The sequence below is a fragment of the Streptomyces sp. NPDC008317 genome (assembly GCF_042955955.1).
In the GTDB taxonomy this organism is placed as follows: domain Bacteria; phylum Actinomycetota; class Actinomycetes; order Streptomycetales; family Streptomycetaceae; genus Actinacidiphila.
On record NZ_JBIBFQ010000007.1, the window covers coordinates 49,229 to 72,700 of the forward strand.

Sequence of the window (23,472 nt, forward strand, 5' to 3'; positions counted from 1 at the left end):
GGGTGCCGCCACGTTCGCGCAATGTCGCTGTCGTAATTCCCCTGCATGGTTGGTGCATGGTCCGGCGCGAAGATCGCCGGGACCCACTCTGACTAGGGGGATACGCAGTGACGTTCAGCCGCAGACAACTGCTCGGTACCGGAGGCAGCCTGGCCCTGACCGGTGCGCTGGCCGCCGCCTGCGGGTCGAACAGCGGCCGGGACGACGGGGGTGGCAAGGGCGGCAAGGTCACCTTGCAGCAGTGGTACCACCAGTACGGCGAGGCGGGTACGGAGCAGGCGGTGCGCCGGTACGCCGACGCGTACACCGCGGCGAACGTCAAGGTGCAGTGGCGGCCCGGCGACTACGACCAGCAGACCGCCGCGGCGCTGCTCACCTCGTCGGGACCGGACGTCTTCGAGGGCGGCCCGACGCTGGACCAGATCCAGGGCGGTCAAGTGGTCGACGTCACCGACCTGGTCGGCCCGGTGAAGGCCGACTTCAACCCGGCCGTGGTGACGACGTACGGGGACAGGATCTGGGGTGTCCCGCAGGTCATTGACATGCAGCTTCTGTACTACCGCAAGAGCCTGCTCACTGCCGCGAACATCGCGCCGCCGACCACGCTTGACGAACTGGTCGACGCGGCGGCGAAGTTGACCACCAAGAAGGTCAAGGGGCTGTTCCTGGGCAACGACGGCGGCGCCGGGGTGCTCGGCGGTACACCGCTCTACGCCGCCGGGCTCAGCCTGGTGACCCCGGAGGGCACCGTCGGCTTCGACGACCCGGCCGCCGCCCGCACCCTGGCCAAGTTCCACCGGCTCTACGCCGACAAGTCGCTGCTGTTGGGCGCGCCGACCGACTGGTCCGACCCCTCGGCGTTCATCCAGGGGCTCACCGCGCTCCAGTGGTCCGGACTCTGGGCGCTGCCCGCGGTCAAGAAGGCCCTGGGGGACGACTTCGGGGTGCTGCCGTTCCCGAAGGACGGCGCGGCGGGCAAGCCCACGGTGCCGGTCGGCGCGTACAGCTCGGCCGTCAACTCCCGCAGCAAGCACCAAGCCGAGGCCAAGGCGTACATCAAGTGGCTGTGGATCGACAGGACCGAGTACCAGGAGGACTTCGCGCTCTCCTACGGCTTCCACATCCCGGCCCGGATCTCGCTGGCGAAGAAGGCGGCCAAGCTGCGGGAGGGCGCGGCGGCCGACGCCGTCTCGTACGCCACCGACCACGGCTTCTCGCAGCCGCTGTTGTGGACACCGGCCAGCCAGACCGCGTACCAGGACGCGCTGAGCCGCATCATCAAGGACGGCGCGAACCCCGACACGGAGCTCAAGTCGGTGGTGCGCAAGACCAGTTCCGAATTGCAGCGGGTCCGGAAGAAGTCGTGAGACACCGCACTCTGTGGTTCTGGGTCTTCGTCGGACCATTCGCCGCCGGGCTCGCGCTGTTCACGTACGTGCCGCTGTTGTGGAGCGTCTATCTGAGCTTCTTCGACGCGCACAACACGGTGTCCCCGCACCGCTTCGTGGGCCTGGGCAACTACGCGGACGTCCTCGGCGACCAGGCGTTCACCGACAGCCTGCGCACCTTCGGGGTGTTCGCGCTGTTCATCGTGCCCGCCACCTACGCGCTCTCGCTCGCCCTGGCGCTGATGGTGAACCGGCTCCGGTACGCGCAGGCGTTCTTCCGTTCGGTGTTCTTCCTGCCGGCCGCCTGCTCCTATGTGGTGGCGGCGCTGATCTGGAAGCTGTCGATCTTCAACGGTGTGCGGTTCGGCCTGGCGAACACCGTCCTGGGCTGGTTCGGCGCCGACCAGACGGCGTGGCTGTCCACCACCCACCCGCCGTGGTACTGGCTGGTGATCGTGACCGTACGGCTGTGGTTGCAGGCCGGGTTCTACATGATCCTCTTCCTCGCCGGACTCCAGCGCATCCCCGCGCAGTTGTACGAGGCGGCGGCGGTGGACGGAGCGCGGCCCGGCTGGCAGGTCTTCCGCCACATCACGTTGCCCCAGTTGCGGGCCACCTCGGTGGCGGTGGCGCTGCTGCTGGTGATCAACGCCTTCCAGGCGTTCGACGAGTTCTACAACCTGCTCAGCGACTCCCGCGGCTATCCGCCGTACGCCCGGCCGCCGTTGGTGTACCTGTACACCACCGCGCTCGGGCGGGGGCAGAACCTGGGCGTGGGCAGCGCGGGCGCCGTCGTCCTCGCGCTGATCATCGCGGTGGTCACCGTCGTCCAGGCCCGCTGGTTCGGGCTCGGCAGGAGGGAGGACTGACATGGAGCAGGCCCTGCTCAGATTCGGGCGGGCGGTGCGCCTGGTGCTGCTCGTGGTACTCGCGCTGCTGTTCCTGATCCCGTTCTACCTGCTGGTGCGCAACGGCCTGTCGGCCGAGCAGGACATCACCTCGCCGGACTGGACGTTCTTCCCCACCCACCTCCAGTGGTCCAACATCCGCGAGCTGTTCGACGACCCGGCGGTGCCGATGGCCCGGTCGCTGCTGAACTCGGCCATGATCGCGGTCACCACGACGGTGGGCACGGTGGTGCTGGCGTCGCTGGCGGGATACGGACTGGCCCGTATCCCGTACCGCTGGTCCAACCAGGTGTTCTACGCGATCCTCGGCACGCTGATGGTGCCCGCCGCGGTCACCTTCGTGCCGAGCTTCGTACTGGTGTCCTCGCTCGGCTGGATCTCCACGCTGCGCGGCCTGATCATCCCGACGATCTTCTCGGCGTTCGCCTGCTTCATCTTCCGGCAGTACTTCCTGGGCTTTCCCGGTGAGTTGGAGGACGCGGCGAAGGTCGACGGACTCGGCTACTGGCGCACCTACTGGCGGATCGTGGTGCCCAACTCCCGGCCGGTCTTCGCGGCCGTGTCCACGATCGTCTTCATCGGCGCCTGGAACGCCTTCCTGTGGCCTCTGGTCATCGGCCAGGACACGTCGTCCTGGACGGTGCAGGTGGCGCTGTCCACCTTCACCACCGCCCAAGTGGTCAACATCCACGAGCTGTTCGTCGCGGCGGCGGTGTCGATCCTGCCCCTGCTGCTGGTCTTCCTGCTCCTCCAGCGGCACATCGTGGCGGGCATCGAACGCTCCGGCATCGACGACTGAGCCCCCGCCGGGGAGTCGCGGCGGTACGCCCGCGAGCCGGTCAGCGGACGTCGCGGACCGCGGCCAGGCCGCGGTCGTAGAGGTCGAGGATGTCGCCCTCGCCGTCACCCTCGATCCAGGTCGCGGTGGCGGCGTCGAAGCAGCCGAAGGCCGTGGCGAGGACGGCGCGAGCCTGTACTCGGTCGGCGCCCGAGGCTGCCAGCCTGGCTTCGAGGAGCGGGAGCAGTTCCTCCTGGCAGCGCACGCGCTTTCCGAGGTAGGCGGCGCGCAGCGAGTCGGTGCGGTGGATCAGGCGGAAGCGCTCCAGGGCCTGTTCGGGACCGGTGTGGACGGAGAGCGCGGCCTTGAGGGCGGCGCGCAGGGTCTGCCAGGCGTCGGCGTCGGCGGGCTGCTCGCGGACGGTCTCCGTCAGCAGGGTGACGAATTGCTCCTGGCTGCCGCCGACGAGGTCTTCCTTGGTGCCGAAGTAGCGGAAGAGGGTGCGCTGCGAGACACCGGCCTCGCGGGCGATCTGCGCGATGGTCGTCTCGTCGTACCCCTGCCGTGTGAACAGCCGCAGGGCGGTGTCGAGGATCTCCCGGGCCGCGAGCTGCCGCGTCCGGTCCCACAGTGTGGGCGCGGCCGGCCCGTCGCCCGTTGTTCCCTGCGTCATGACATCACCTTAGCGCGGCCTGCCATCGTGGCATTCACACGATATTTGGCAGTCACTGCCACACGGGCGTACGGTGACAATCAGTGGGGCCGTCCACGCGCCCCACGCGTCGACAAGGAGAGCGACCGTGGCAGCGAAGACAGCACTCGTCACCGGCGGCACCAGCGGGATCGGCAAGGCCACCGCGGAACTGCTCCACGCGCGCGGCTACCGCGTCATGGTCACCGGCCTCGGCAGCGTCGACAGCTCCGGCCTGCCGCACGACGTGGTCGCCATCCGGGCCGACGCCGGTTCGCTCACCGACATCGACCAGGCGGTGGAGCGGGCGCGCGGGCACCTGGGCTCCCTCGACCTGCTCCATCTCAACGCGGGCATCTCCCGGCCCGGACCGATCGAGTCCACCGACGAGGCCGCCTTCGACGCCCTGTTCGACATCAACGTCAAGGGGAACTTCTTCACCCTGCGGAAGGCGCTCCCGCTGCTGAACGAGGGCGCGTCCGTGGTGTTCACCATCGGCGCGGGCGAGGGGCTCGGCGCGGCCATGACCGCCGCCAAGGGAGCGCTGCTGCCTCTGATGCGCTCGCTCGCCATCGAACTGGCCCCGCGCCGCATCCGGGTCAACGCGGTGAGCCCCGGCCTGATCGACACTCCCGCGTACGGCAAGCTGGGCATCGGCCGGGAGACGGTCGCCGCGTGGGGCGAGGACGTTCCCCTCGGCCGCGTCGGAGCCCCCGCCGATGTCGCCGAGGCGGTCGCCTTCCTCGCCTCCGACGCCGCCGGTTACATCACGGGCGACAATCTGATCGTCTCCGGCGGCATGGGGATCCACGCCCGCTCCGCCTAGCGGACGGTCCGCCGCCGCGGGCCCATCGGTTTGCGACTGGTTCCGACCGCTTGCGATCAGTTTCTGACCTGGGATCGGGCTCCACCGGCGCGCGTCGACGGGGGCGCACTCGGGTTCGCCCTGATCCGCTCTTTCCTCTCCCCCGTGACGCTGGACATACTTGTCATATGTCGACACACCACGACGCGCATAGGGATCCGGTCGTCGGCGACCTCCCGCGCATTGTCACCCCGCACGGCGACCTCGACGCGGACACGCTGGGGCCGTTGCGGCAGGAGCTGACCGAGGCGGCCGAGGCCGGCCGGGTGCTGGTGCTCGACGCCAGCGGGATCACCTTCGCCGATTCCAGCTTCCTCAATCTGCTGCTGAGCATCCACCAGCACGGTGACCTGCGAGTCGCCGCCGTGCCGCCGCAGTTGGCGCGGCTGCTCCGTATCGTCGGCGTGGACCGCGTCCTCAAGGTGTACTCGACGGCGGAGGAGGCACTGCGGGCGACGGCGTGAGCCACCGGGTCCGGATCAGCGGGTGACGGTGAGTCCGGCGCACTCCCAGTGCAGCAGGCTGGTGCGCGCGTCGGGCGGGGTGTGCCCGTACGCGCCCGCGGACACGCTGATGTTCACCACCGGCCAGGCGCGCCAGGCGGGGCCGACGCCGTGGCCGTCGCGGAAGACGACCTCGTCGTCGATGGACCAGCAGACGTCGTCGGCGTCGAAGCGGACCCGGAGTGCGAAGGGGCGGCCCGGCGCGATCACGTCGGCCGCCTCGAACCCGCCGGGGCGTACGTGGTTGGACAGTTCGAGCAGCCGCGGGTTGGTGGGGTGGTACTCGAAGAGGTCGATCTCGCCGTGGCCCGGCTGGGGGCGGCCCGCGTCGCTGTCGCGGCCCCAGGTCCAGATCGCGGGCCAGGCGCCCTGCGGGGCGTGCACCACGCAGGTGGCGGTGAGTTCGTCGCCCGGCAGCAGCTCGAAGCCGCCGGGGGCGTACTCGGTCGACACCAGGTCGGTGTGCCAGACGCCGCCCGGCGCCCGCCGGGCGCGGAAGACACCCCCGGCGGTGGGGGCGTAGGCGGGGCCGATCTGGTCGAGTTTGTTGTCGCCGGGATTGCGGCCGCTCTCCGGATAGGCGGAGGTGCGGCCCGCCGCCCAGGCCGTGCGATCGGTGAAGGGCGCGTCGAAGACCACGCGCCGGGGGCGCCGGGGCGGCGGCGGACCGTGCGGCGGGGCCTGCGGCGGGTCATGAGGGGTCGGTTGCTGAGGGGGCGGCTGAGCCGCGTCCTGGCCGGTGGTCACGGTGCTCCTGGTGGCTCGGCGAGATCCGGCCGAGAGTTCAGGCGGGCAGCTCGCTCCGTACCCAGTGAAGATCACCGCGCGGCTCGAGAAAAGGAGCGTGCGGAAGCGCGGGCGGCGCGTAACGCGTCAGCCCACGCCCCCTGACCGGGTCAGGCGCTCACGCTCCGAGGGCGACGCGCACCTTGATCCGCTTGCCCACCGGCTCGCGCCGGACGTCGAAGCCCTCGCAGACCGCGAGGATGATCTCCAGGCCGTGCTGGCCGATCCTGCCGGGCTCCGCCGCGCGCGCGAGCGGCATCGACGAGTCGGTGTCCCACACGGTGATCACCAGATCCGTGCCCTGGATCTCCAGGTTCAGCGCGCAGGGACCCGGCGCGAATTTGCACGCGTTGGTCACCAGCTCACTCACCACGAGTTGCGCGTCGGCGACGACGACCGCGGGGATCGGCTGGGCGCGCCCGCCCGTCACACCGGCCAGGAAGTCGGCGGTGAGGGCGCGGGCCGCCGCGATCGATCCGGTCTCGCCGTCGTACGCGGCTCCCGCCCAGATGTCCTGCCCGGCCTGCTGATGCGGGCCGTTCACGGCCATCGCGCTGGAACGCATGTTCTTGCCCCTGTCCGGTTGTCCGGCACAACCGTCAGGGCTTCTGCCCCACCCCAGTCGCTTCACACCCATCCTTTTTTCGGCTTCTCCTTCCGGGCCGGACGCGGGCCTCGGACGGGCGGCGCGCTCGGGGAACGGGCAGGTGGTGAGCGGGCCGTGAACGGATGTCGCGCGGAGACGGCCGCCCGGCGGGACGGCCGTCTCCAGGCGGCCCGGTGGGCACGGCCGACGGCGTACGGGCGCGACGGCCCGGTCACAGCTCCAGGTCGTTCTCGATCCGCTTCAACTGGTGCCGGGCCATCGCCAGGTTGGCGCGCGACTTGTCCAGCGCCAGGTACAGGAAGAGGCCGTTCTTGCCCCGGCCCTTGAGCAGCCGGATCAGGTGGTACTGCGAGCCCAGGGTGATGAGGATGTCCTCGATCTCGTCCTTGAGGCCGAGCAGTTCCATGGTGCGCGCCTTGGCACGGACGACGTCGGTGTTGCCGGCCGCCGCGACGTTGAGGTCGAGTTCCTTGCCCCCGCCGAGGGTGCCCAGCGCCATTCCGCTGGTGTAGTCGACGAGTGCGACGCCTATGACGCCGTCGATCGAGGTCATCGCGTCCTTGAGGGCGGTTTCGGTGTTGGCCATGATGGCTGGGCTTCCTTCCGGTCGGTTCATGTGCGGTGCTGACGTGGATGCGGTGGACGCGGCGGATACGGTCGATGGGGTGGATACGGTCGATGCCGTTGCCGCGTCGGGGGCGGTGGGCGCGCGGTGGCGGGCGCCGCCGGTCCGGGTGGGTCGGGTGGTCATGGTGTGGGGGCGTCCTCCCGTGGCTCGGGGTCGCCGTCGACCAGGTGCGCGATGTGCGCGCCGGAGCGGCGGGCCTCCATGTGCAGCCGGCCCACGTTGACCTGCGGTCCGGCCAGGACGGTGAGCACGCAGGCGGTGCCCGCGGCGTAGATGGCGACGTATCCCTGCTCGCCGCGGACCAGCAGTTCCCGGAAGGGGCCGTGGGACGCGGTGTCGGTCAGCCGCAGGCCGACGCCCAGCGCCGCGGCGGTGAGGGCCGCCACTCCCTCGGCCTCCACGGTGTCCGCCTCCTGGGCGAGCACCATGCCGTCGACGCCCGCGGCGAGCGCGCCCGTCGCGTGCGGCAGCCGGGCCCGCAGCCGCCGCAGTTCCTCGCGTATCTCGGCCTCCTGCGCCATCAGATTCCTTCTCTCCTCTCTCCTTCCGACCTTCTTGTCGGCGCGTTGTCGCACGACGCGCCTCATATCTGTGCGGTCCCGGTCCTGCGGGCGGGAGTGCGCTTCACGGTCGTGCCTCCAAGGCGTCGAGGACCCTGCGGAGCGTGCCGACGTCGGGAGGTCCCGGCAGGTACCCGGCGCGGTCCGCGGTGGCCGGTGCGGATGCGGCTTCCTGTGCCCGTCCCGGTGGCCGCCCCTGCCCGGGTGGCGGTGCCGCGCGCCGCGGGGTCTCGCAGTGCCCGGCGGCGGCCAGCCGCCGTACGTCGACCAGCGCGTGGAAGGTGGGCCTGCCGAGCACGGTGGCGATGGCGGACGGGGTGCGTACCCCGTCCACGAGGTCCAGCAGGGCCCGCTGCCGACGCGGTACGGGCGGCAGGCACGCGGCCCTGCGGCGGACGACGGGGGCGGTGTCGAGCTGCGGATACGGCCACAGGGCGTCGAGGAGTCCGCGGCGGCGGCGGGTCTCGCGCTCCACCTCGGCCACCCGCACCGGGCGCACGGGGCCGAACCAGTGGACGACGCCGTGCCGGAAGCGCGTGGGGCCGCTGCCCGCGGCGAGGACGAAGAAGGCGGCGTCGTAGAGCGCGCCGAGGTGGCTGATCTCCAGTTCCGCGGCGGAGATCCTGCGGTGTTCCAGGAGGTGGCGGGCGGTCCGGCAGCGGGCTCCGGCGGCGTCCACCGCCTCCTGCCACACCTCGACGGGAAGTCGGCCGCCGGCGGTCAGCAGGACGTCGATGCCGGGGGTGGCCGGGCTCTCGGCGTGCACCACGACGCCGTCCGCGAGGTAGAGCGCCCCGCTGTCCCGGAGCAGCGCGCCGGTCGCGCCCTCCTCGGCCAGGCGCAGCAGCATCGGTGACAGCGGCCCGGTCATGCCAGCACCAGCCGTTCGGCGAGGTCGCGTACGCGCATCATGGCGAGGGCGAGGTTGGCGTGCTCGCGGTCGAGCCACAGGTGCAGGAACACCCCGCCGTCGAAGGGCGCTTCGACGAAGCGCAGCAGGTGGTAGCCGGTGCGGGTGACGACGATGACGTCCTCGACCGGCAGTCCCTTGGCGGTGTCTGCGGGTCCTGAGGCAGCGGCGGGCGCGGCGGGTCCCGTGGTGCCGCCGCGCGGTGAGCCGAGGGGTTCCGCCGGTTCGAACGCCGAGTGCTCCACGGCCATGCGCGCGAATTCCGCGGTCTCGGCCGCCGCCGTCTCGGGGTCACCGCCCGGCGCGTCTCCGACCTGTCCGAGGGAGAGCCCGCTGATCCACTCCACGAGAGCGGCGCCCCGGGCTCCCGGCAGCGTCATGGCCTCGCGCAGGCACTCGTCTATCCCGGACACCCGACTCCCCTGCGTGAGGCCGCTGTTGGCCCGCCGACGGATCGGCAGTGACCGTCACGTTACGCACGGTGGCACTCGCGCGAAGGACTTCTGGCAATTTCCAGCGGTACATGACCGCACTGGGCATAAAATGCTCCCCCTCCGTCCGGCCGTCCGCGCTTGGTCGCCGTCCCCGGAGCGCCACCGGCCCCTCGCGTATCGCACGCGAGGGGCCGGCCGGTTGTACTCAGGGACGCCGGCCGGGTCGGGCCGGGTCGGAGGAAGTCGAGTCGGGTCCGGTCCGGTCGGGTCGGGTCGGGTCGGAGGAGGTCAGTCCGGGTCAGGTGTTCCAGACCTGGAATTCGGAGATCTGCCCGGCGGGCCAGCCGGAGTTGGCGGTGACCGTCACCCGGAAGTACCGCGCGGTGGCCGCGGTGAAGGTGAGGGTGACCGTGTTGTTGGAGGCGGGGTCGAAGGAGTAGGAGGCCGAGGACTTGAGGGTGGTGAAGGTGCTGCCGTCGGTGCTGCCCGACAGGGACAGCGTCTGGTTGCGGGCGCCCCAGCCCGCGGGGAGCTGGAGGACGACCTTGCTCGCGCTCTGCGCGGAGCCGAGGTCGACCTGGACCCACTGCGGGAAGGCGTTGTTGGCGCTCTCCCAGTAGCTGTTCTGGCTGCCGTCGGTGACGTTGGAGGACCCGTAGACGTCGGAGTGGCTGGACTCGCTGGTGGCCTTGCCCGCCGCCAGGTTGGTGCTCACCGTGCCGCTGCCGGTGCCGGTCAGCGCCACGGTGGTGGGGCTGTTGGAGGCGTTCCCGCTGATCGTCAGGGTGCCGGTGCGGGTGCCGGAGGCGGTGGGGGTGAACTTCACCGCGACCGAGCAACTGGCGTTGGCCGCGAGCGACGTGCCGCAGGTGTTGGTCTGCGAGAAGTCCCCGGAGGCGGTGACCGAGCTGATCGACGCGGCGGCCGTACCGGTGTTGGTCACCGTCACGCTCTGCGCGCCGCTGGTGGTGCCGGGCGCCTGGGAGGCGAAGGTGAGCGAGGTCGGAGTGACGGACAAGGTCGCGGACGACGGGTTGGTGCCGCCGCTCGGGTAGACCTGGAGGCCGGACAACTGGGCGGCGCTCCAGCCCGAGTTGGCGGTGACGTTGATCCGTACGTAGCGGGCGGTGGCCGCGGGGAAGGTGAGGGTCACCGTGTTGTTGTTGGCGCTCGGGTCGAAGGTCTGCGCGGCGGACGGCGACAGGGTGCTGAACGAGGTGCCGTCCGTGGAGCCCTGTACGGACAGGGTCTCGGTACGGGTGGCCCACGCCGTGGACGGCGGGAGCCGCAAGGTCACCTTGCCGACGGCGTAGTTCTGCCCGAGGTCGACCTGGACCCACTGTGGGAAGGCGCCGTTGGCGCTCTCCCAGTACGTGGACGCGTCCGCGTCGGTGACATTGCCCGCGACGAAGGTGCCGTTGGCGGAACTCGCCGTGGCCGGGCGGCCTGCGGCGATGTCGGTGCTGCTGTCGATTCCGGCGCCGCTGAGCGCGACCGTGGTCGGGCTGTTGTTGGCGTTGCTGGTCAGTGTCAGCGTGCCGTTACGGGTGCCGCCGGCCGTCGGCTTGAAGGTGACGGTCACCGCGCAGGACGAACCGACCGCGAGCGACGAGCAGTTGTTGGTCTGGGTGAAGTCGCCGGTCGCCGCGACGGCCGAGACGGTGGCCGTGGTGGTGCCGGAGTTGGTGACGGTGACGGTCTGCGGGGCGGCCGTCGCGCCGACGACCGTGCCGCCGAAGGACAGGCTCGCCGGGTTGGTGCCCAGGATCGGGCCGGGCGCGGTGCCGGTGCCGGACAGGGCGACGGTGCTGGTGTTGCCGCCGGCGCCGACGGTCAGTGTCCCGGCACGCGCGCCGGTCGCCGTCGGCGCGAATTTCACGCTGACGGTGCAGGAGCCGTTGGCCGGGATGGAGGTGCCGCAGGTGTTGGTCTGCGAGAAGTCACCGCTGGTGGTGATGGCGGAGACGGAGGCGGCCGAGCCGGTCGGGTTGGTGACCGTCGCGGTCTGGGCGGCGCTGGTCGAACCGGTGGCGACCGAGCCGAAGTTGAGCGCGCTCGGGCTGGCGGTCACGCCTTCCGCCGGGTAGGGCGGGAAGACGGGGGTGGGGAATCCGCCGCAGAACGGGGTGCCGCTGATGCCGGAGTTGCCGCCGCCGTCGGTGACGGTGAAGTTGTTGCCCTCGCAGCTATAGATCGGTGAGCTGGCGCCGATGCCGGTGGCCGTGACGTTGGTGAACTTCGCGGCGCCGCCGGTCTGTTCCTGGAGGGCGAAGGTGCCGGCGCCCGCGATGGTCACGTTGTTGAGGCTGACCCCGCTGACGGTGCCCTCGACCCACTGCACCGCCTCGTAGGGGCTCTGCTGGATCAGCGCGTTGGTCACGTTGATCGGGCCGGTGATGGCGCCCTGGCTGCCGTCGAACCACAGCGCGCCGACGCCGAACTGCCAGTTCGGGTCGAGACTGCCCGCCCTGATCAGGGTGTTGTTGGAGATCGTGGTGGTGCCGACCGGGGTGGAGGTGAAGCGCTGGCCGACGTGGATGCCGCCGCCCTGGGCGAGTCCGGTGTCCCGTACGAGGTTGCCGCTGACGGTGTTGTCGTGGCCGCCGTAGATCGCGATGGCGTTGGCCAGGATCTGGGTCTCCACGGTGTTGTTGGAGATGGTGTCGTTGGCGTCGGCGCCGAGCGCGGCGTCGGCCCAGGTGGCGATGCCGTCGTCGCCGGTGTTGCGGATCTCGCTGTTGGTGACGGTCGAATTGGTCACTCCGCCGTGGAAGTTGACGCCGTCGGCGGTGGTGTCACGGATCCGCAGACCGCTGAGGGTCAACTTGTCCATCGGCCCGTCCATCCAGGCGCCGACCTTCAGGTGGTCGATCCAGAGGCTGGAGACGGTGGAGTTGCTCATCGCGCCGCCGATGCCGTTGACCTGGTCGCAGTCGTTGCGCTCACCGACCTGGCCGAAGATCGCGAAGTTGGAGAGGTGGACGTTGCTGCTCACCCCGCGGTTGCCGCCGACTCCGCAACTGTCGGGCTCGCCGAGCCCGTAGAAGCCGGGCGCCGCGCCGGTCACCGTCGAGTACCACATGCCCGCGCCGGTGACGGTGACGTTGTTGACCGTGATGTGCCGGGGGATCTTGAAGGTGCCCGGCGGGATCCACACCGTGCCGCCGGGGCCCGCCGCGTTGATCGCCGCGTTGAAGGCGGCCGTGCTGTCGGCGGCGCCGGTCGCGTCGGCGCCCTGGCTGGTCACCGAGACCGAGCCGGACGGCTGCGGGAGGGCGGCGCCGACCTGTTCGAAGTCGGCGAAGTCGATGGTGGTGGCGGCGCTGGAGCCGCTGGTCTGGAGGGTGAAGGTGGTGCCGGCCGGATAGGTCTGCGGGAGCAGCCGGTGGACCTCGTCGTAGAAGTGGTGCGGGTTGCTGCCCGGTGTGTTGGTGAACGGGTAGCTGCCGTAGTACCAGCTATAGGCGTTGGTGAGGGTGAAGTCGGGCTGCGCGGCGCCGTTGATCGCGAACGACAGCGGGGCGGTGTAGACCGAGCCGCCCGAACCGTCGGGGATGCTGTAGCGGAAGTCGATCGAGTTGGTGGCGACCGGGGTGGTGAAGGTGACGTACTTGCCGCTGCCCGAGAGGGTCACCGCCTTGCGGTACGACGCCTCGTCGGCGAGCTGTCCCGCGGCGAAACTCGGGCCGATGGCCGTGCCGTTGGTGGCGGAGTTCTCCGCCTGCACCTCGACGTAGGGAAGGCTCGCGCCGCTGCCGCCGGTGGCTGCGGCGGCCGATGCCGGTGGGGCCGCGAGGGCGATGACGCCCGCGGCGGCGATCAGCGCGGTGGTGCCTCCCACGGCGATGGTGCGCCTCAGGGATCTGATGGGCTGGAACAACGTCTGCTCCTTTTCGACACGGAATGCCGGACCTGCGCCGTGCGGACAGCCGTACGAGGGCATGGGGAAGCGAGGTGACGCGGAGCTGGGCCGCCGACGCCGGAGCGGGCCTGGGACACGGCCCGTCGCGGTGGCGGTGAAGGGGATGGCGACTGGGGCGTTGCGCTGAAGCGGTCGGCGGGTGGGGGGTGACGGCGCAAGGGGAACCGTAATGTCGTGGACACGGCAGCGCAATATACGAACTTATCTTTGCTCAATCTCTACTTTCTCTCGCAAGATCCAATGTTGCCCGTCCGTGGATTCGGGAGACCGCCGCCGCTCGCCCCGCGCGCCCTCCGATCGACGGGCACCTCGCCCACCTTCTACAACGTGTAGTAGATTCGCGGGCAGCCCCCGGCCGGGGCCGTCCGCCGAGGTCACCGCGGGGCGCGGGTCCGGCATGCCCGGCTCCCGCTGCCCACACCCGCAAGGAGGCCGATCACCGTGACTCCTCATTCCGACCGGCGGATCGTCGCCCGTACCGTCCTGCGCACGGGTGCGGTGGCCGCGTCCGCGCTGGCCGCCGCGTACGCCGGGCCCGCGCTGTCGACCTTCGGGCCGCTGCGCAACCGGCTCATGCCGCGGCTGTCGGGACGCGGACGGCCCGACAGCGTGGCGCTCACCTTCGACGACGGCCCCGACCACCTGTCCACCCCGCACTTCCTGCGACTGCTCGACACCCGCCGCGTGCGGGCCACCTTCTTCCTGCTCGGCTCGATGGCCGTCCGCTCCCCCGGCCTCGTCACGGAGATGTACGAGGCGGGCCACGAGGTCGCGATCCACGGCTGGACCCACCGGCCCGCGCTGCTGCGCGGCCCCTGGACCACGTACGAGGACCTGGCCCGCGCCCGCGACCTCGTCGGCGGCCTCACCGGCGGCGCGCCGACGCTCTACCGGCCGCCGTACGGCGTCATGACCGCCGGTACGCATCTGGCCTGCCGCCGCCTCGGACTCACGCCGGTGCTGTGGACCGCCTGGGGCGAGGACTGGCGCGGGCGCGCGACGCCGCGGACCGTCCTCGACACCGTCACTCGCGACCTGCGCGGCGGCGGCACCGTCCTGCTCCACGACTCCGACTGCGCCTCGGCCACCGGGTCGTGGCGCAACACGCTCGGGGCGCTCCCCCGCCTTCTCGACTTCTGTCAGGAACGCGGCCTGACGGTCGGCCCGTTGCGCGATCACGGGGGTCTCGCGGTGGCCGGTTGGTCGGGCGGCCGGGGCCGGGGCGGCCAGGTCGTGCCGTAGTACCGTGAGGATTCCTACGAAGGAGCGGGAAGCGTGGCCGAGCAGGAAGGCCCGGCCGCCGGGCGACGCGCGCCGGGCGAGCTGGAGAGCGAAGTCCTCGCGGCGCTGTGGGCCGTCGGCGAGCCGGCCGGGGCGGGCGCCGTACGCGAACAGGTCGCGGGCGAACCCGCCTACACCACCGTCCTGACGATCCTCACCCGCCTCCACGACAAGGGCCTGGTCACCCGCGAGCGCGCCGGACGCGGCTACCTCTACTCCCCCGTGCGCGACGAGGCGGGCCACGCGGCGGCCGGCATGCGCGACCTGCTGGAAGCCGGCGGCGACCGCGCGGCCGTCCTGGCCCGCTTCGTCTCCGAACTGCCCGCGGAGGACGAGAGGTTGCTGGAGAGGTTGCTGCGCGATCACGCCTCGGGGCAGGCCACCGGCGCCGCTCCCGGCACCCGCCCGGCGCGGCGCCCGCGCGGCCGCCGGTCCTGACGACGCCGGGCACGGGCGGGCGTGCCAGGGCCGAAGGGGCCGGGGGCTGTTCGTGATCCGCGGAACGGACCCTAGCCCGGCGGGAGTGTCACCTGGAAGCGGGCTCCGCGCGGTGCGGGGACCAGGGTGATGTCGCCGCCCGCCGCACGGGCGAGGCGGCGGGCCAGGGGGAGGCCGAGCCCGGCGCCGTCGTGGGCGTCCGTCTCCGAGCCGAAGCGGCGGCCCGCCTCGAAGACGGCCTCGGCGTGTTCGGCGGGGACGCCGGGGCCGTCGTCGGCGACGAACACCCGCGCGCCGTCGGGGAGTCGGACGCATTCGAGGGCGATCGCGCGGGCGGCGTAGCGGCGGGCGTTGTCGAGCAGCGGGGCGAGGACGCGTTCGAGGAGTTCGGGGGTGACGCCGACGTCCACCGGCTCGCCGGACGCCGTGACCGGGGGCGCCTCGGGGTGTTCGGCGCGGCTGCGGTCGGCGACCGCGCGGGCGACGTCGAGGGCGGCGCAGCGGCCCGCCGCCGCCGCGGACGGCTGCCGGGCCTCGCTGAGCAGTGTCCGGCAGATCTGCGCCATCTGTGTGGCCGCGGCGGCGATGGCCTGGTGGGAGGAGCAGGACTGGTCCGCGGTGCGGGGGCGGGCGGTGAGCCAGTCCGTCTCCGCGGTGATCCGGGCCAGCGGATTGCGCAGTTCGTGGGAGAGCTCGGCGGTGAGCTGCTGTTCGTGCCGCAGGACGGCCGCCTGGCGGTCGAGGAGCTGGTCCAGATTGGCGGCCAGCGCGGCCAGTTCCGCGGGCCTGGCCTCCCGCGCGCCGAAGCGCTGCGCCGCGCCGTACCGGCTCCAGCGGGACGCCTGGTCGCTCATGGTGCTGACCGGGCGCAGGGCGCGGCCGATCACCATGCGGGTGACGAGGTAGACGCCGCCGACCAGCAGCAGGGCGAGGCCGAGCGAACCGGCCAGCGCCGAACGGGCGGTGAGCAGATACGGCTCCAGGCTCGCGGCGGCCACGACGGTGGCGACCTGAACTCCCCTGCTGCTCAACGGCATCGCGTACAGCCGGGTCGAGCGCGGGGTGGAGGTGTCGGCGAATCGGGTCCCCTCGCCCGCGAGGGCGTCCGCGCGGCGCTGGAGCGGTTCGGGAGCGGCGGGGCGTTCGACGACGTGGGCACCGCGGTAGATCCAGATGCCGCTGTCGAGCGCGCCGTCGTCGCCCGGTTCCCGGACGGCGATGGTCCCGTCGGCGCGGATGTCGACGGTCGCGGCGACGGCCGCGGCGCGGGTGCGCAGCAGGTCGTCGGCCTGGCGGCGCAGTATCTCGTGCAGCGCGACGTTGAACGCGGCGGTGAGCAGCGCCACCCACAGCACGGTGGTGACGAGGGCGAGCAGCGCCAGTCGGCCGCGCAGGGTCGCGGGCAGCGTGCCGGACAGACCCCGGCGGCGCGGCCGCCCCGCGCGCGGCTGCTGCCCGGCGCGGCTCGGGCGTTCCGCCCGGCCCGGACGTCTCACGCGGGCGGGCGGCCTCACGCGAACCGGTATCCGATGCCGCGCACGGTGTCGATGCCGCGCGTGCTGCCCGTCTCACGGAGCTTGCGGCGCAGCCGCGACACGTACTGGTCGAGGGTGTTGTCACTGACCTGGGCGCCGTGCGGCCACGCCGCCCGTACCAGGCTGTGCCGTCGTACGGCGGCGCCGGGCGCGGCCATCAGGCAGGCCAGGATGCGGAATTCGGTGGGGGTCAGGGGTACGGCCGCGCCGCCGTCCGCGGACAGCGCGTGCGTGACGGGGTCCAGGCGCAGTCCCTCGACCTCGCGGGCCGCCACGCGGTTGCCGCGGCGGAGCGCCGCGTGCAGGCGGGCGGTCAGCTCGGCCAGGTGGAAGGGCTTGGCGAGATAGTCGTCGCCGCCGGAGGAGAAGCCCGACAGCCGGTCGTGCAGCGCGTCGTGCGCGGTGAGGAAGAGCACGGCGGCCTCGATGCCGACGGCGCGCATGGCCTGGCAGACGTCCCGCCCGTCGGAGTCGGGCAGGCCGACGTCGAGGACGACCGCGTCCACGCGCGGGCCGACCGTACGCAGCGCGCTCGCGCCGTCGGCGGCGGTGAGCACCTCGAAGTCCTCTTCGCGCAGGCCGCGGGCGAGGACGTCGCGCAGTCCGTGGTCGTCCTCGACGATCAGGACGCAGTGGGCGGTCATGGGCCCAGTATTGACGACCGGGCACGTCGGGGAAGGGCCGGGCGGCCGGAGGCGGGGCGGCGCTCAGGTTGTGTTCAGGCGCCGCGTGCCAGCCTGCGCGGCATGACAACGACCATGGAACGCTCGGGCTCCGCGCCCGGGGTGCGCACGATGCTCAACAAGGTGCCGGAAGTCACCGTCTACTTCTGGCTGATCAAGGTCTTGTGCACCACGGTCGGCGAGACCGCGGCGGACTATCTCAACACCAATCTCCACATGGGCCTGACGAACACGACGTACGTGATGTCGGTGCTGCTGGTGGCGGCCCTGGTGGCGCAGTTCCGGGTACGGCGGTACGTGCCGGGCGTGTACTGGCTCGCGGTGGTGCTGATCAGCGTGGTGGGCACCTTGGTCACGGACAATCTGACCGACAACCTCGGGGTGGCGCTGACCACCACGACCGCGGTCTTCGCGGTCGTCCTGGCGGCGACCTTCGCGCTCTGGTTCGCCGTCGAGCGGACGCTGTCGATCCACAGCATCCGCACCCCGCGCCGTGAGGCGTTCTACTGGCTGGCGATCCTGTTCACCTTCGCCCTGGGCACGGCGGCGGGCGACCTGGTCGCGGAGCGGATGAACCTCGGCTACTGGCTCTCCGCGCTCGCCTTCGGCGCGGTCATCGCGGTGGTCGCGCTGGCGCACTTCCGGCTGCGGCTGAACGCCGTGCTCGCGTTCTGGCTGGCGTACATCCTGACCCGGCCGCTGGGCGCGTCCCTGGGCGACTACCTCTCGCAGCCGCGCGCGGACGGCGGTCTCGGCCTCGGCACGGTGGGCACCAGCGCACTGTTCCTGGCCACGATCCTGGCGCTGGTCGTCTATCTGACCCGGACCCGCAAGGACCAGCGGCCCGCACCGCACACGCCGCTGGACGAGCCCGCCCAGCAGGACCGGCGGGCGGCGGAAACCGCCTGATGACGTACGCGGCTGCCACCGTCCTGTCTGCGCTGATACGCGGCCCGCGCCGGTCACCGGCGTCCCCCGGTCCCCCGTGCCGTATCGCAGCAGACAGGAACGACAGCCCGTGCGTGCTCCCTTCGTCCCCCGCGCCCTCGCGCGCGTCCAACGGTCCCTGACCTGGCTGATGGCCCTGGCCTACGCCGTCGCGACGGTCGCTCCCGCCGCCGGTCTGTGGCTACGGCACCTGCGGTGGAGCGCGCCGCGCGGGGTCGGCGTACCGGCCGCCGCGCTGTCGCCGCCCTCGGCGCTACTGGCGTTCGTGCTGTTCACGGCGGCCCTTCAGGTGCCGGTGCGGCGGCTGCCCGCGCTGGCCAGGCGCCCGGGGGCGCTGATGACCGGTACGGCGGTGAACGCGGCCGTGCCGCTGCTCGTCCTGCCCTTGCTGGCGGGACTGTTGCGGTTCTCGCCCGACACCGACGGCGGCAGCGGGCTGCTGACCGGGATCGCGCTCGTCGGCGCCATGCCGGTGGCCGGGGGCGCGACGGTCTGGGGCGGCCGGGCGGGCGGCAACCACGCGCTGGTGGTCGGCATCGTGCTCGCCTCCACGCTGCTCAGCCCGTTGACCACCCCGCTGACGCTCTCCATGGCCGCCGTCTTCGCGCACGGCCACTACGCCCACGATCTGGGGCGGATGGCCGGTGCGAGCAGCGGCGCCTTCGCGCTGGCCGGGGTCGTCGCGCCGTGCCTGGCCGGGCTGTTGGCGCAGCGGATGACGTCGCGGGAGCGGCGGGACCGCGCGCTTCCCGGTCTGAAGCTGGCCGCGCTGCTGGCGTCACTGCTGCTGACGTACGCCAACGCGTGCGGCGCGCTGGGCGGTCAACTGCGGCACCCGCAGGTGGCGTTCATCGCCGCGTCGGTCGGTGTGGCGGCCCTGGCGTGCCTCGCGGCGCTGGCCGTCGGCTGGGGTCTGGCGCGCGGTCTGCGCAGTGACCGGGCCGACACGGTCGCGATCACGCTGGCCTCGGGGATGAACAACAGCAGCGCGAGCGCGGTGCTCGCGGCGACTCATCTTCCCGCGCATCCGCAGGTGTTGATGCCGGTGCTGGCGTACAGCATCGTGCAGAAATTCGGCGCGGGGGCGGTGGACAGCTTCCTCGGCCCCCGCGCCGCCGCCGGATCCCGGCGGCGGCGCGGGCGACCGCGCGTCACGTCCGGTGCTACGCGCCCGCGTTCGCGGGCAGGTCGCGGTGACTGACCGCCAGGAAGCCCACCAGCGCGGCGATCAGGACGGCGAGCACCAGGCTGACCGGTCCCGTGCCCCAGCCGAGGCCGCCGCGGTGGAGGGGTACGCCCATCCAGTCGGCGAAGGACGCGCCGAGCGGGCGGGTGAGGATGTACGCCCACCAGAAGGCGGCCACCGCGTTGAGCCCGAGGAAGCGGCCCGCGAGCGCCGGTACGGCGATCAGGACGGCGAAGACGACGCCGGAGGAGAAGTAGCCCAGGTGCAGGCTGCCCGCGGTGAGGTCGCCGGCCGCGGTGCCGAGCGCGAAGGTGGTCAGGACGGTCGCCCAGTAGAACGCCTCGCGGCGCGGGGTGCGGACGCTGTGGATGGACAGCGTCCCCTCACTGGCGTACCAGGCGGTGAGCACGGCCGCGAGGATCAGCGAGAAGGCCACCGTGGAGACCGCGTACGGTACCCCGGCCACCACGTGCACGACGTCGGCGGCCATGGTGCCGAAGACGCTGACCATGACGATCGCCGACCAGTAGATCCACGGCGAGTAGCGCGGCGCGCGGAACTGGGCGACCAGCAGCGCCACCAGGCCGATCAGGCCGAGGCCGCCCGCGACGACCGGGCCGAGCGCGCGGGCCAGGAAGTCCGAGGTCGTCTCGCCCATGCCGGTGGTGAGCACTTTGGTCAGCCAGAACCAGGCGGTCACCTCCGGCACCTTGCTCAGGGCGCCGCCGACCGCGAGGCCGCTCCGCCCCGTCCGCCGGTGCCGTACGGGACCGGCGCCCGCCGACTCGTACGGCACCGCTCCGACCGTCCGCGCACGCGCGGACCGCTGCTCCACAGGTTGTTCCACAGGACCGCAACTCTCCCGGCGCGCAGGCCGATTCCGCTCTCCGCACAGCACGGCCCCGAGCACGCGCCGACCAGGGCGGCGAGCCCCGACAGGCCGACGACTACACGACTGTAGACGAACGGCATGCGGGCGAATCGGACACGCGGGCGGTCCGCGCCGATCCTTTGCCGACCCCTTACCGGGACCCGCGACGCACAGCGCCCGCGGCGGTCGCCGCGGTTCCCGGGGACCGGCCGGGCCAGGCGGTCAGCGCAGCGTGGCCGTGAAGCTGCGGCCGTACGCGTGCCGGGTGGTCACCTCGACGCGGGTGCCGCCGGGCACACGGGAGACGCGCACGCCGTCGTCGGCGGTGACCGCGCGCAGCGGACGGCCCCGGAGGACGAGCGTGATCCGGTCGCGCTGCGTGGTCGGGTCGGCGACGGCGAGGGAGACCACGCCGCGCCGGTCCTCGCGCAGCAGGACGGACGCGGGCCCTTCGACGGAGAGCCGCTCGGCGTGGTGCGAACCCGCGGTGAAGGTGTTGACGGCGAGCAGGCCCAGGTCGCGGTGGCGTATCGCCTGCGCCGCCGTGGAGTTGGCGACCACCGACAGCGGGCCGCGGGCGTACGACCGCAGACGCGCCTCGGTGGCGTGCGGGACCAGGGCGTACGCCACGGAGACCGGCCGCGCTCCGGCGGCCTGCTCGACGCGGACGGCGAAGACCTGCTTGGTCACGGTGGTGTCGGGGTTGGAGGTACGGACGACGCGGCGGCTGCGGGCGACGGTGTCCAGCGCGACGGTGGTGCGCGGTCCGGACCGCCCGTGTCCCCGGTCCGGTTGTCGCCGGTCCTCGAAGCCGTCGAGGAAGACGTACCCCACGGCCGTGCCCTGGCCCGCGTCGGCGTAGCGCAGCCAGGCCAGCGGCGCGGTGCCGGTGCCGGACCACGGGGCGCCGTCGCGCAGCCGCCCGGTGAGGGTGACCGGGTCCGCCGGGTCGGCGATCCGGGTGTCGAGCGTCGTGGTCACCGCGCGGCCCGCGCCGTCGCCGACTCCGGCGGCGAGGACGACGATCTCGTCGTCGAGCATGAACCAGGACTTCGTGGCGTCCGCGTTGCGGTAGACGACGAAGTCGTCCGGCAGGAGCCCGGCCCGCTCTGCCGCGTAGGCGGCGTCGTCGGACTGCACGAAGGCGGCCGTCCCGTACGCGCCGAGGGTGGCGCCGCCGGAGAGGGCGTTGGTGGCGCGCGGGAAGTAGACGTAGGTGTTCTGCGACTCGGAGGAGGCGGTGAAGCCCTGGTCGGGGTTGTCGTACCAGGCGGTGCCGTACAGCTCGGGCACGCTGCGCCGGGTCTCGACGGGGGCGGTGACGCCCGCGAGGCCGTAGGGCGACACGGCGGTGAGGTAGTCGATGCCGTAGGCGCGGGTCTGGTCCTGGCCGGTGAGATAGAGGTAGTGGGCGCCGTCGCCCTGGAACCACGGCAGCAGATTCTCGCCGCTCATGTACTCGTACTTGCTGATCCTGGCCGAGCTGCGGGCCAGCGCGAAGGCGTAGCCGGGGCGGCGGTGGACGGTCCTGTCCATGGAGTTGAGGGCCGCGTGGTGCGCGGCCGGGACGAGGTCGCGCGCCGGGGCCGAGGTGTCGGCGAGGATGTCGGCGTAGCGGACGACGGTCGTCGGGGAGACGAAGGTGACCGGGTCGAGGGCGGCCCGCGAGGTCTGCCGTACGTAGCGGACGTAACCGGCCAGCGCCGCCGCGTCGTTCGCGGAGGCGTAGGCGGATATTCCGGTGACGGCCTCGACGACGGTGGCGACGTCCGCGTACCCGGTGGTGGTCCTGGAGATCGCGCGGCCCTTGACGATCTCGGTCATCCACCCCTCGAAGATCAGCGGGGCGAAGCCCTCGGCGATCCAGCCCTGCACGACGCCGATCAGGTCGTCGCCCTGCACATGGCTGGTGCCGTCGAGCATCCGGACGGTCTGCACGACGCGGCTCAGCAGCCCGGTGCCGTACGAGCCGGTGTAGGCGACGGAGGCGTGCTGGATGAAGGAGCCGTCCGCGTAGAAGCCGTCGGTGACGCCGTGCCGCAGGCCGTACGGGTCGATCGTGGCGAAGACCGTCAACTGGTCGGCGACGGCCTTGGACGTGCGGGCGTCGTCGCCGAGGACCGCGCCTTGCAGGATGCGGTTGGTGGTGATGTCGGCGAGGTTCGCGCCGGTGTGGAAGCGCGAGTCGAGGTCGACGTCGCCGTCCTCGCCATTGCGCAGATAGGCGTCCATGGCGGCCACGAACGCGGCGGTGAGGTCGGGCCGGTAGGCGGCGAGGGCGTCCTGGAGGAGCAGCAGCGTCTTGGTGAGGTGGGTGGAGATGCCGATCTCCCAGTTGAACCAGTTGCCGTAGTAGCCCTTCGCCTGGTCGCCGTAGTAGCCGTCGTAGAGGAAGGCCAGGCCGTCGATGACGCGCCGCTGCACGGCCACGTCGTCGCGCAGTCCGGAGCCCGGACCGCCGGGCGCGCCGGGTACGCGGGTCGCGAGCGCCGTCTCGTACAGGTACTGGAACGACGTCGTCAGGTTGGTGTCGCTGGTGCCGAGCGTCAGGCCGCCGAAGAGCTGGTGCGCTCCTGCCGTGCCCAGCGCGGCCAGCCTGGCGCGGGCGGTCGCCTCGATCGCGGTGAGCTTCGCGGCGACCTCGGGGCGAACGTTGGACTCGGCGGTACCGGCGAAGACCGCCACCGTGTTGGCGACGAGCGCCGCCTGGTCCGCGCTCGCGCCGTGCGCGCCGCCCGCCGGGACCGGGCCGTCCGCGGCTCGCGCGCGCAAGGGTGCGACCAGGGCCGTCAGGCTCGCCGCCGGGACCGAGGAGAGCAGGACACGACGGGATATCGGCACGGCGGCGGCTCCAGGGAAACGGGGACGGAAAGCGCTTGCTGCATTGAAGCAACGCGGGCCACGCCTGTCACTACCCTTGCACGGCGTCCGCGCCGGGCCACGGGGGAAGGGACCGGTTCCGCACCTCGGGCCGTCCGCCGCCGACGGCATTGCGGCGGCGCTCCCCCGCGGCCACAGTGGGCACATGACTGACGCGGCGGCCCCGGACCCGACAACGATGCTGGCCACGGCCCTGGAGGAGGCCCGCGCCGGGCTCGCCGGGGGCGGCATCCCGATCGGCGCGGCCCTCTTCGGCCAGGACGGGCACGTGCTGGGCCGCGGGCACAACCGCCGGGTGCAGGACGGCGACCCGTCGGCGCACGGCGAGACCTCGGCCTTCCGGGCCGCCGGACGGCTGCGCGGATACGGGCGCACGACGATGGTGACGACGCTGTCCCCGTGCTGGTACTGCTCGGGACTGATCCGGCAGTTCGGCATCGGCCATGTGGTGATCGGCGAGGCGCGCACCTTCTCCGGCGGCCACGACTGGCTCGCGGAGCACGGCGTGCGGATCACGCTGCTGGACGACCCCGACTGCGTCGCGCTCATGCGGGACTTCATCGCGGCGCGGCCCGAGCTCTGGTACGAGGACATCGGGGAGTGACGGCCGACCGGTCGCGCCTCCCCCAGGCAGCGGTACGGCGCGCGGGCGGCGGGAAATGCGCTTGCG

The 23,472-nt window shown here is 72.4% G+C and carries 22 protein-coding genes; 10 read left to right on the forward strand and 12 right to left on the reverse strand.

From position 1 onward, the window contains the following. Window positions 1-107 precede the first annotated feature (107 nt). From ACFY9V_RS22850 to ACFY9V_RS22860, 3 genes are read left to right on the forward strand one after another with little or no spacing between them, the layout of a single operon-like run. Window positions 108-1,367 carry an extracellular solute-binding protein gene (locus tag ACFY9V_RS22850; protein ID WP_391162622.1) on the forward strand — a complete coding sequence of 420 codons (1,260 nt, stop codon included), beginning with the start codon at window positions 108-110 and terminating at the stop codon, window positions 1,365-1,367. Further along, window positions 1,364-2,257 carry a sugar ABC transporter permease gene (locus tag ACFY9V_RS22855; protein WP_355334860.1) on the forward strand — a complete coding sequence of 298 codons (894 nt, stop codon included), beginning with the start codon at window positions 1,364-1,366 and terminating at the stop codon, window positions 2,255-2,257. Before ACFY9V_RS22850 ends, ACFY9V_RS22855 begins: the two co-directional genes overlap by 4 nt. Window position 2,258: 1 nt before the next feature. Continuing rightward, window positions 2,259-3,095 carry a carbohydrate ABC transporter permease gene (locus ACFY9V_RS22860; protein ID WP_355334863.1) on the forward strand — a complete coding sequence of 279 codons (837 nt, stop codon included), beginning with the start codon at window positions 2,259-2,261 and terminating at the stop codon, window positions 3,093-3,095. A gap of 40 nt (window positions 3,096-3,135) precedes the next feature. Here ACFY9V_RS22860 and ACFY9V_RS22865 read toward each other — a convergent pair whose 3' ends face one another. Further along, the gene (locus tag ACFY9V_RS22865) at window positions 3,136-3,747 is read right to left on the reverse strand and encodes a TetR family transcriptional regulator (protein WP_391162624.1); all 612 of its coding nucleotides are present in this window, start codon (window positions 3,745-3,747) and stop codon (window positions 3,136-3,138) included. 127 nt (window positions 3,748-3,874) lie between these two features. On the opposite strand from ACFY9V_RS22865, the gene ACFY9V_RS22870 reads away from it, so the two are divergent. Both ACFY9V_RS22870 and ACFY9V_RS22875 read left to right on the forward strand, forming a co-directional pair. Beyond that, window positions 3,875-4,591: an SDR family oxidoreductase gene (locus ACFY9V_RS22870; protein ID WP_391047731.1), complete on the forward strand. Its 717-nt coding sequence runs from the start codon at window positions 3,875-3,877 to the stop codon at window positions 4,589-4,591. A 167-nt stretch (window positions 4,592-4,758) separates the two neighbouring features. Then, complete coding sequence (locus tag ACFY9V_RS22875) at window positions 4,759-5,094, forward strand: STAS domain-containing protein (RefSeq protein WP_355334871.1); 336 nt, start codon at window positions 4,759-4,761, stop codon at window positions 5,092-5,094. A gap of 15 nt (window positions 5,095-5,109) precedes the next feature. Here ACFY9V_RS22875 and ACFY9V_RS22880 read toward each other — a convergent pair whose 3' ends face one another. The 7 genes from ACFY9V_RS22880 to ACFY9V_RS22910 all read right to left on the reverse strand — a co-directional run bounded on the left by ACFY9V_RS22880 (window position 5,110) and on the right by ACFY9V_RS22910 (window position 12,938). Beyond that, window positions 5,110-5,880: a beta-glucanase gene (locus ACFY9V_RS22880; protein WP_391162626.1), complete on the reverse strand. Its 771-nt coding sequence runs from the start codon at window positions 5,878-5,880 to the stop codon at window positions 5,110-5,112. A 157-nt stretch (window positions 5,881-6,037) separates the two neighbouring features. Then, window positions 6,038-6,484 (reverse strand): ATP-binding protein, encoded by a 447-nt coding sequence (locus tag ACFY9V_RS22885; protein ID WP_391162628.1) that lies wholly within the window; start codon window positions 6,482-6,484, stop codon window positions 6,038-6,040. Between the two features lie 253 nt (window positions 6,485-6,737). After that, window positions 6,738-7,112, reverse strand: a complete 375-nt coding sequence (locus ACFY9V_RS22890; RefSeq protein ID WP_355334877.1) for a hypothetical protein — start codon at window positions 7,110-7,112, stop codon at window positions 6,738-6,740. A 161-nt stretch (window positions 7,113-7,273) separates the two neighbouring features. Then, entirely contained in the window at window positions 7,274-7,675 is a 402-nt protein-coding gene (locus ACFY9V_RS22895) for a roadblock/LC7 domain-containing protein (RefSeq protein WP_391047738.1), read from the reverse strand. Between the two features lie 103 nt (window positions 7,676-7,778). Then, on the reverse strand, window positions 7,779-8,585 hold the full coding sequence (locus ACFY9V_RS22900) for a transcriptional regulator (RefSeq protein WP_391162630.1): 807 nt from the start codon (window positions 8,583-8,585) through the stop codon (window positions 7,779-7,781). After that, window positions 8,582-9,004 (reverse strand): hypothetical protein, encoded by a 423-nt coding sequence (locus tag ACFY9V_RS22905; RefSeq protein WP_391162934.1) that lies wholly within the window; start codon window positions 9,002-9,004, stop codon window positions 8,582-8,584. The genes ACFY9V_RS22900 and ACFY9V_RS22905 overlap by 4 nt, the downstream gene beginning before the upstream one ends. 352 nt (window positions 9,005-9,356) lie before the next feature. Beyond that, window positions 9,357-12,938, reverse strand: coding sequence for a choice-of-anchor D domain-containing protein (locus ACFY9V_RS22910; protein WP_391047743.1), 3,582 nt, complete (start codon window positions 12,936-12,938; stop codon window positions 9,357-9,359). Window positions 12,939-13,445: 507 nt separating this feature from the next. Between ACFY9V_RS22910 and ACFY9V_RS22915 the strand changes: the two genes are divergently transcribed. Next, entirely contained in the window at window positions 13,446-14,222 is a 777-nt protein-coding gene (locus tag ACFY9V_RS22915; RefSeq protein ID WP_355335760.1) for a polysaccharide deacetylase family protein, read from the forward strand. A gap of 33 nt (window positions 14,223-14,255) precedes the next feature. Then, the gene (locus ACFY9V_RS22920; RefSeq protein ID WP_355334889.1) at window positions 14,256-14,699 is read left to right on the forward strand and encodes a BlaI/MecI/CopY family transcriptional regulator; all 444 of its coding nucleotides are present in this window, start codon (window positions 14,256-14,258) and stop codon (window positions 14,697-14,699) included. Window positions 14,700-14,770: 71 nt separating this feature from the next. Here ACFY9V_RS22920 and ACFY9V_RS22925 read toward each other — a convergent pair whose 3' ends face one another. Further along, window positions 14,771-16,195 (reverse strand): ATP-binding protein, encoded by a 1,425-nt coding sequence (locus tag ACFY9V_RS22925; protein WP_391162632.1) that lies wholly within the window; start codon window positions 16,193-16,195, stop codon window positions 14,771-14,773. 14 nt (window positions 16,196-16,209) lie between these two features. Then, window positions 16,210-16,878, reverse strand: coding sequence for a winged helix-turn-helix domain-containing protein (locus tag ACFY9V_RS22930; RefSeq protein ID WP_391124879.1), 669 nt, complete (start codon window positions 16,876-16,878; stop codon window positions 16,210-16,212). Between the two features lie 102 nt (window positions 16,879-16,980). On the opposite strand from ACFY9V_RS22930, the gene ACFY9V_RS22935 reads away from it, so the two are divergent. Both ACFY9V_RS22935 and ACFY9V_RS22940 read left to right on the forward strand, forming a co-directional pair. After that, window positions 16,981-17,826, forward strand: coding sequence for a hypothetical protein (locus ACFY9V_RS22935; RefSeq protein ID WP_391162633.1), 846 nt, complete (start codon window positions 16,981-16,983; stop codon window positions 17,824-17,826). 109 nt (window positions 17,827-17,935) lie between these two features. Further along, a complete protein-coding gene (locus ACFY9V_RS22940; RefSeq protein ID WP_391162635.1) occupies window positions 17,936-19,066 on the forward strand; it encodes a sodium-dependent transporter in 1,131 nt (376 codons plus the stop codon). Here the strand turns inward: ACFY9V_RS22940 and ACFY9V_RS22945 are convergent. Both ACFY9V_RS22945 and ACFY9V_RS22950 read right to left on the reverse strand, forming a co-directional pair. Then, window positions 19,029-19,847 (reverse strand): hypothetical protein, encoded by an 819-nt coding sequence (locus ACFY9V_RS22945; RefSeq protein WP_391162935.1) that lies wholly within the window; start codon window positions 19,845-19,847, stop codon window positions 19,029-19,031. The genes ACFY9V_RS22940 and ACFY9V_RS22945 overlap by 38 nt on opposite strands. Before the next feature lie 297 nt (window positions 19,848-20,144). Next, window positions 20,145-22,763 carry a polysaccharide lyase family 8 super-sandwich domain-containing protein gene (locus tag ACFY9V_RS22950; protein WP_391162636.1) on the reverse strand — a complete coding sequence of 873 codons (2,619 nt, stop codon included), beginning with the start codon at window positions 22,761-22,763 and terminating at the stop codon, window positions 20,145-20,147. A 184-nt stretch (window positions 22,764-22,947) separates the two neighbouring features. Here ACFY9V_RS22950 and ACFY9V_RS22955 point away from each other — a divergent pair, with 184 nt between their 5' ends. Then, window positions 22,948-23,406 carry a deaminase gene (locus ACFY9V_RS22955; RefSeq protein WP_391162637.1) on the forward strand — a complete coding sequence of 153 codons (459 nt, stop codon included), beginning with the start codon at window positions 22,948-22,950 and terminating at the stop codon, window positions 23,404-23,406. The last annotated feature ends 66 nt before the right edge of the window (window positions 23,407-23,472 follow it).

Coding starts and splice junctions, on each gene's coding strand:
- ACFY9V_RS22895 (WP_391047738.1), bottom strand. CDS start 7,675: ATGGCGCAGGAGGCCGAGATACGCGAGGAACTGCGGCGGCTGCGGGCC.
- ACFY9V_RS22860 (WP_355334863.1), top strand. CDS start 2,259: ATGGAGCAGGCCCTGCTCAGATTCGGGCGGGCGGTGCGCCTGGTGCTG.
- ACFY9V_RS22905 (WP_391162934.1), bottom strand. CDS start 9,004: ATGACGCTGCCGGGAGCCCGGGGCGCCGCTCTCGTGGAGTGGATCAGC.
- ACFY9V_RS22865 (WP_391162624.1), bottom strand. CDS start 3,747: ATGACGCAGGGAACAACGGGCGACGGGCCGGCCGCGCCCACACTGTGG.
- ACFY9V_RS22885 (WP_391162628.1), bottom strand. CDS start 6,484: ATGCGTTCCAGCGCGATGGCCGTGAACGGCCCGCATCAGCAGGCCGGG.
- ACFY9V_RS22875 (WP_355334871.1), top strand. CDS start 4,759: ATGTCGACACACCACGACGCGCATAGGGATCCGGTCGTCGGCGACCTC.
- ACFY9V_RS22900 (WP_391162630.1), bottom strand. CDS start 8,585: ATGACCGGGCCGCTGTCACCGATGCTGCTGCGCCTGGCCGAGGAGGGC.
- ACFY9V_RS22890 (WP_355334877.1), bottom strand. CDS start 7,112: ATGGCCAACACCGAAACCGCCCTCAAGGACGCGATGACCTCGATCGAC.
- ACFY9V_RS22955 (WP_391162637.1), top strand. CDS start 22,948: ATGACTGACGCGGCGGCCCCGGACCCGACAACGATGCTGGCCACGGCC.
- ACFY9V_RS22935 (WP_391162633.1), top strand. CDS start 16,981: ATGACAACGACCATGGAACGCTCGGGCTCCGCGCCCGGGGTGCGCACG.
- ACFY9V_RS22930 (WP_391124879.1), bottom strand. CDS start 16,878: ATGACCGCCCACTGCGTCCTGATCGTCGAGGACGACCACGGACTGCGC.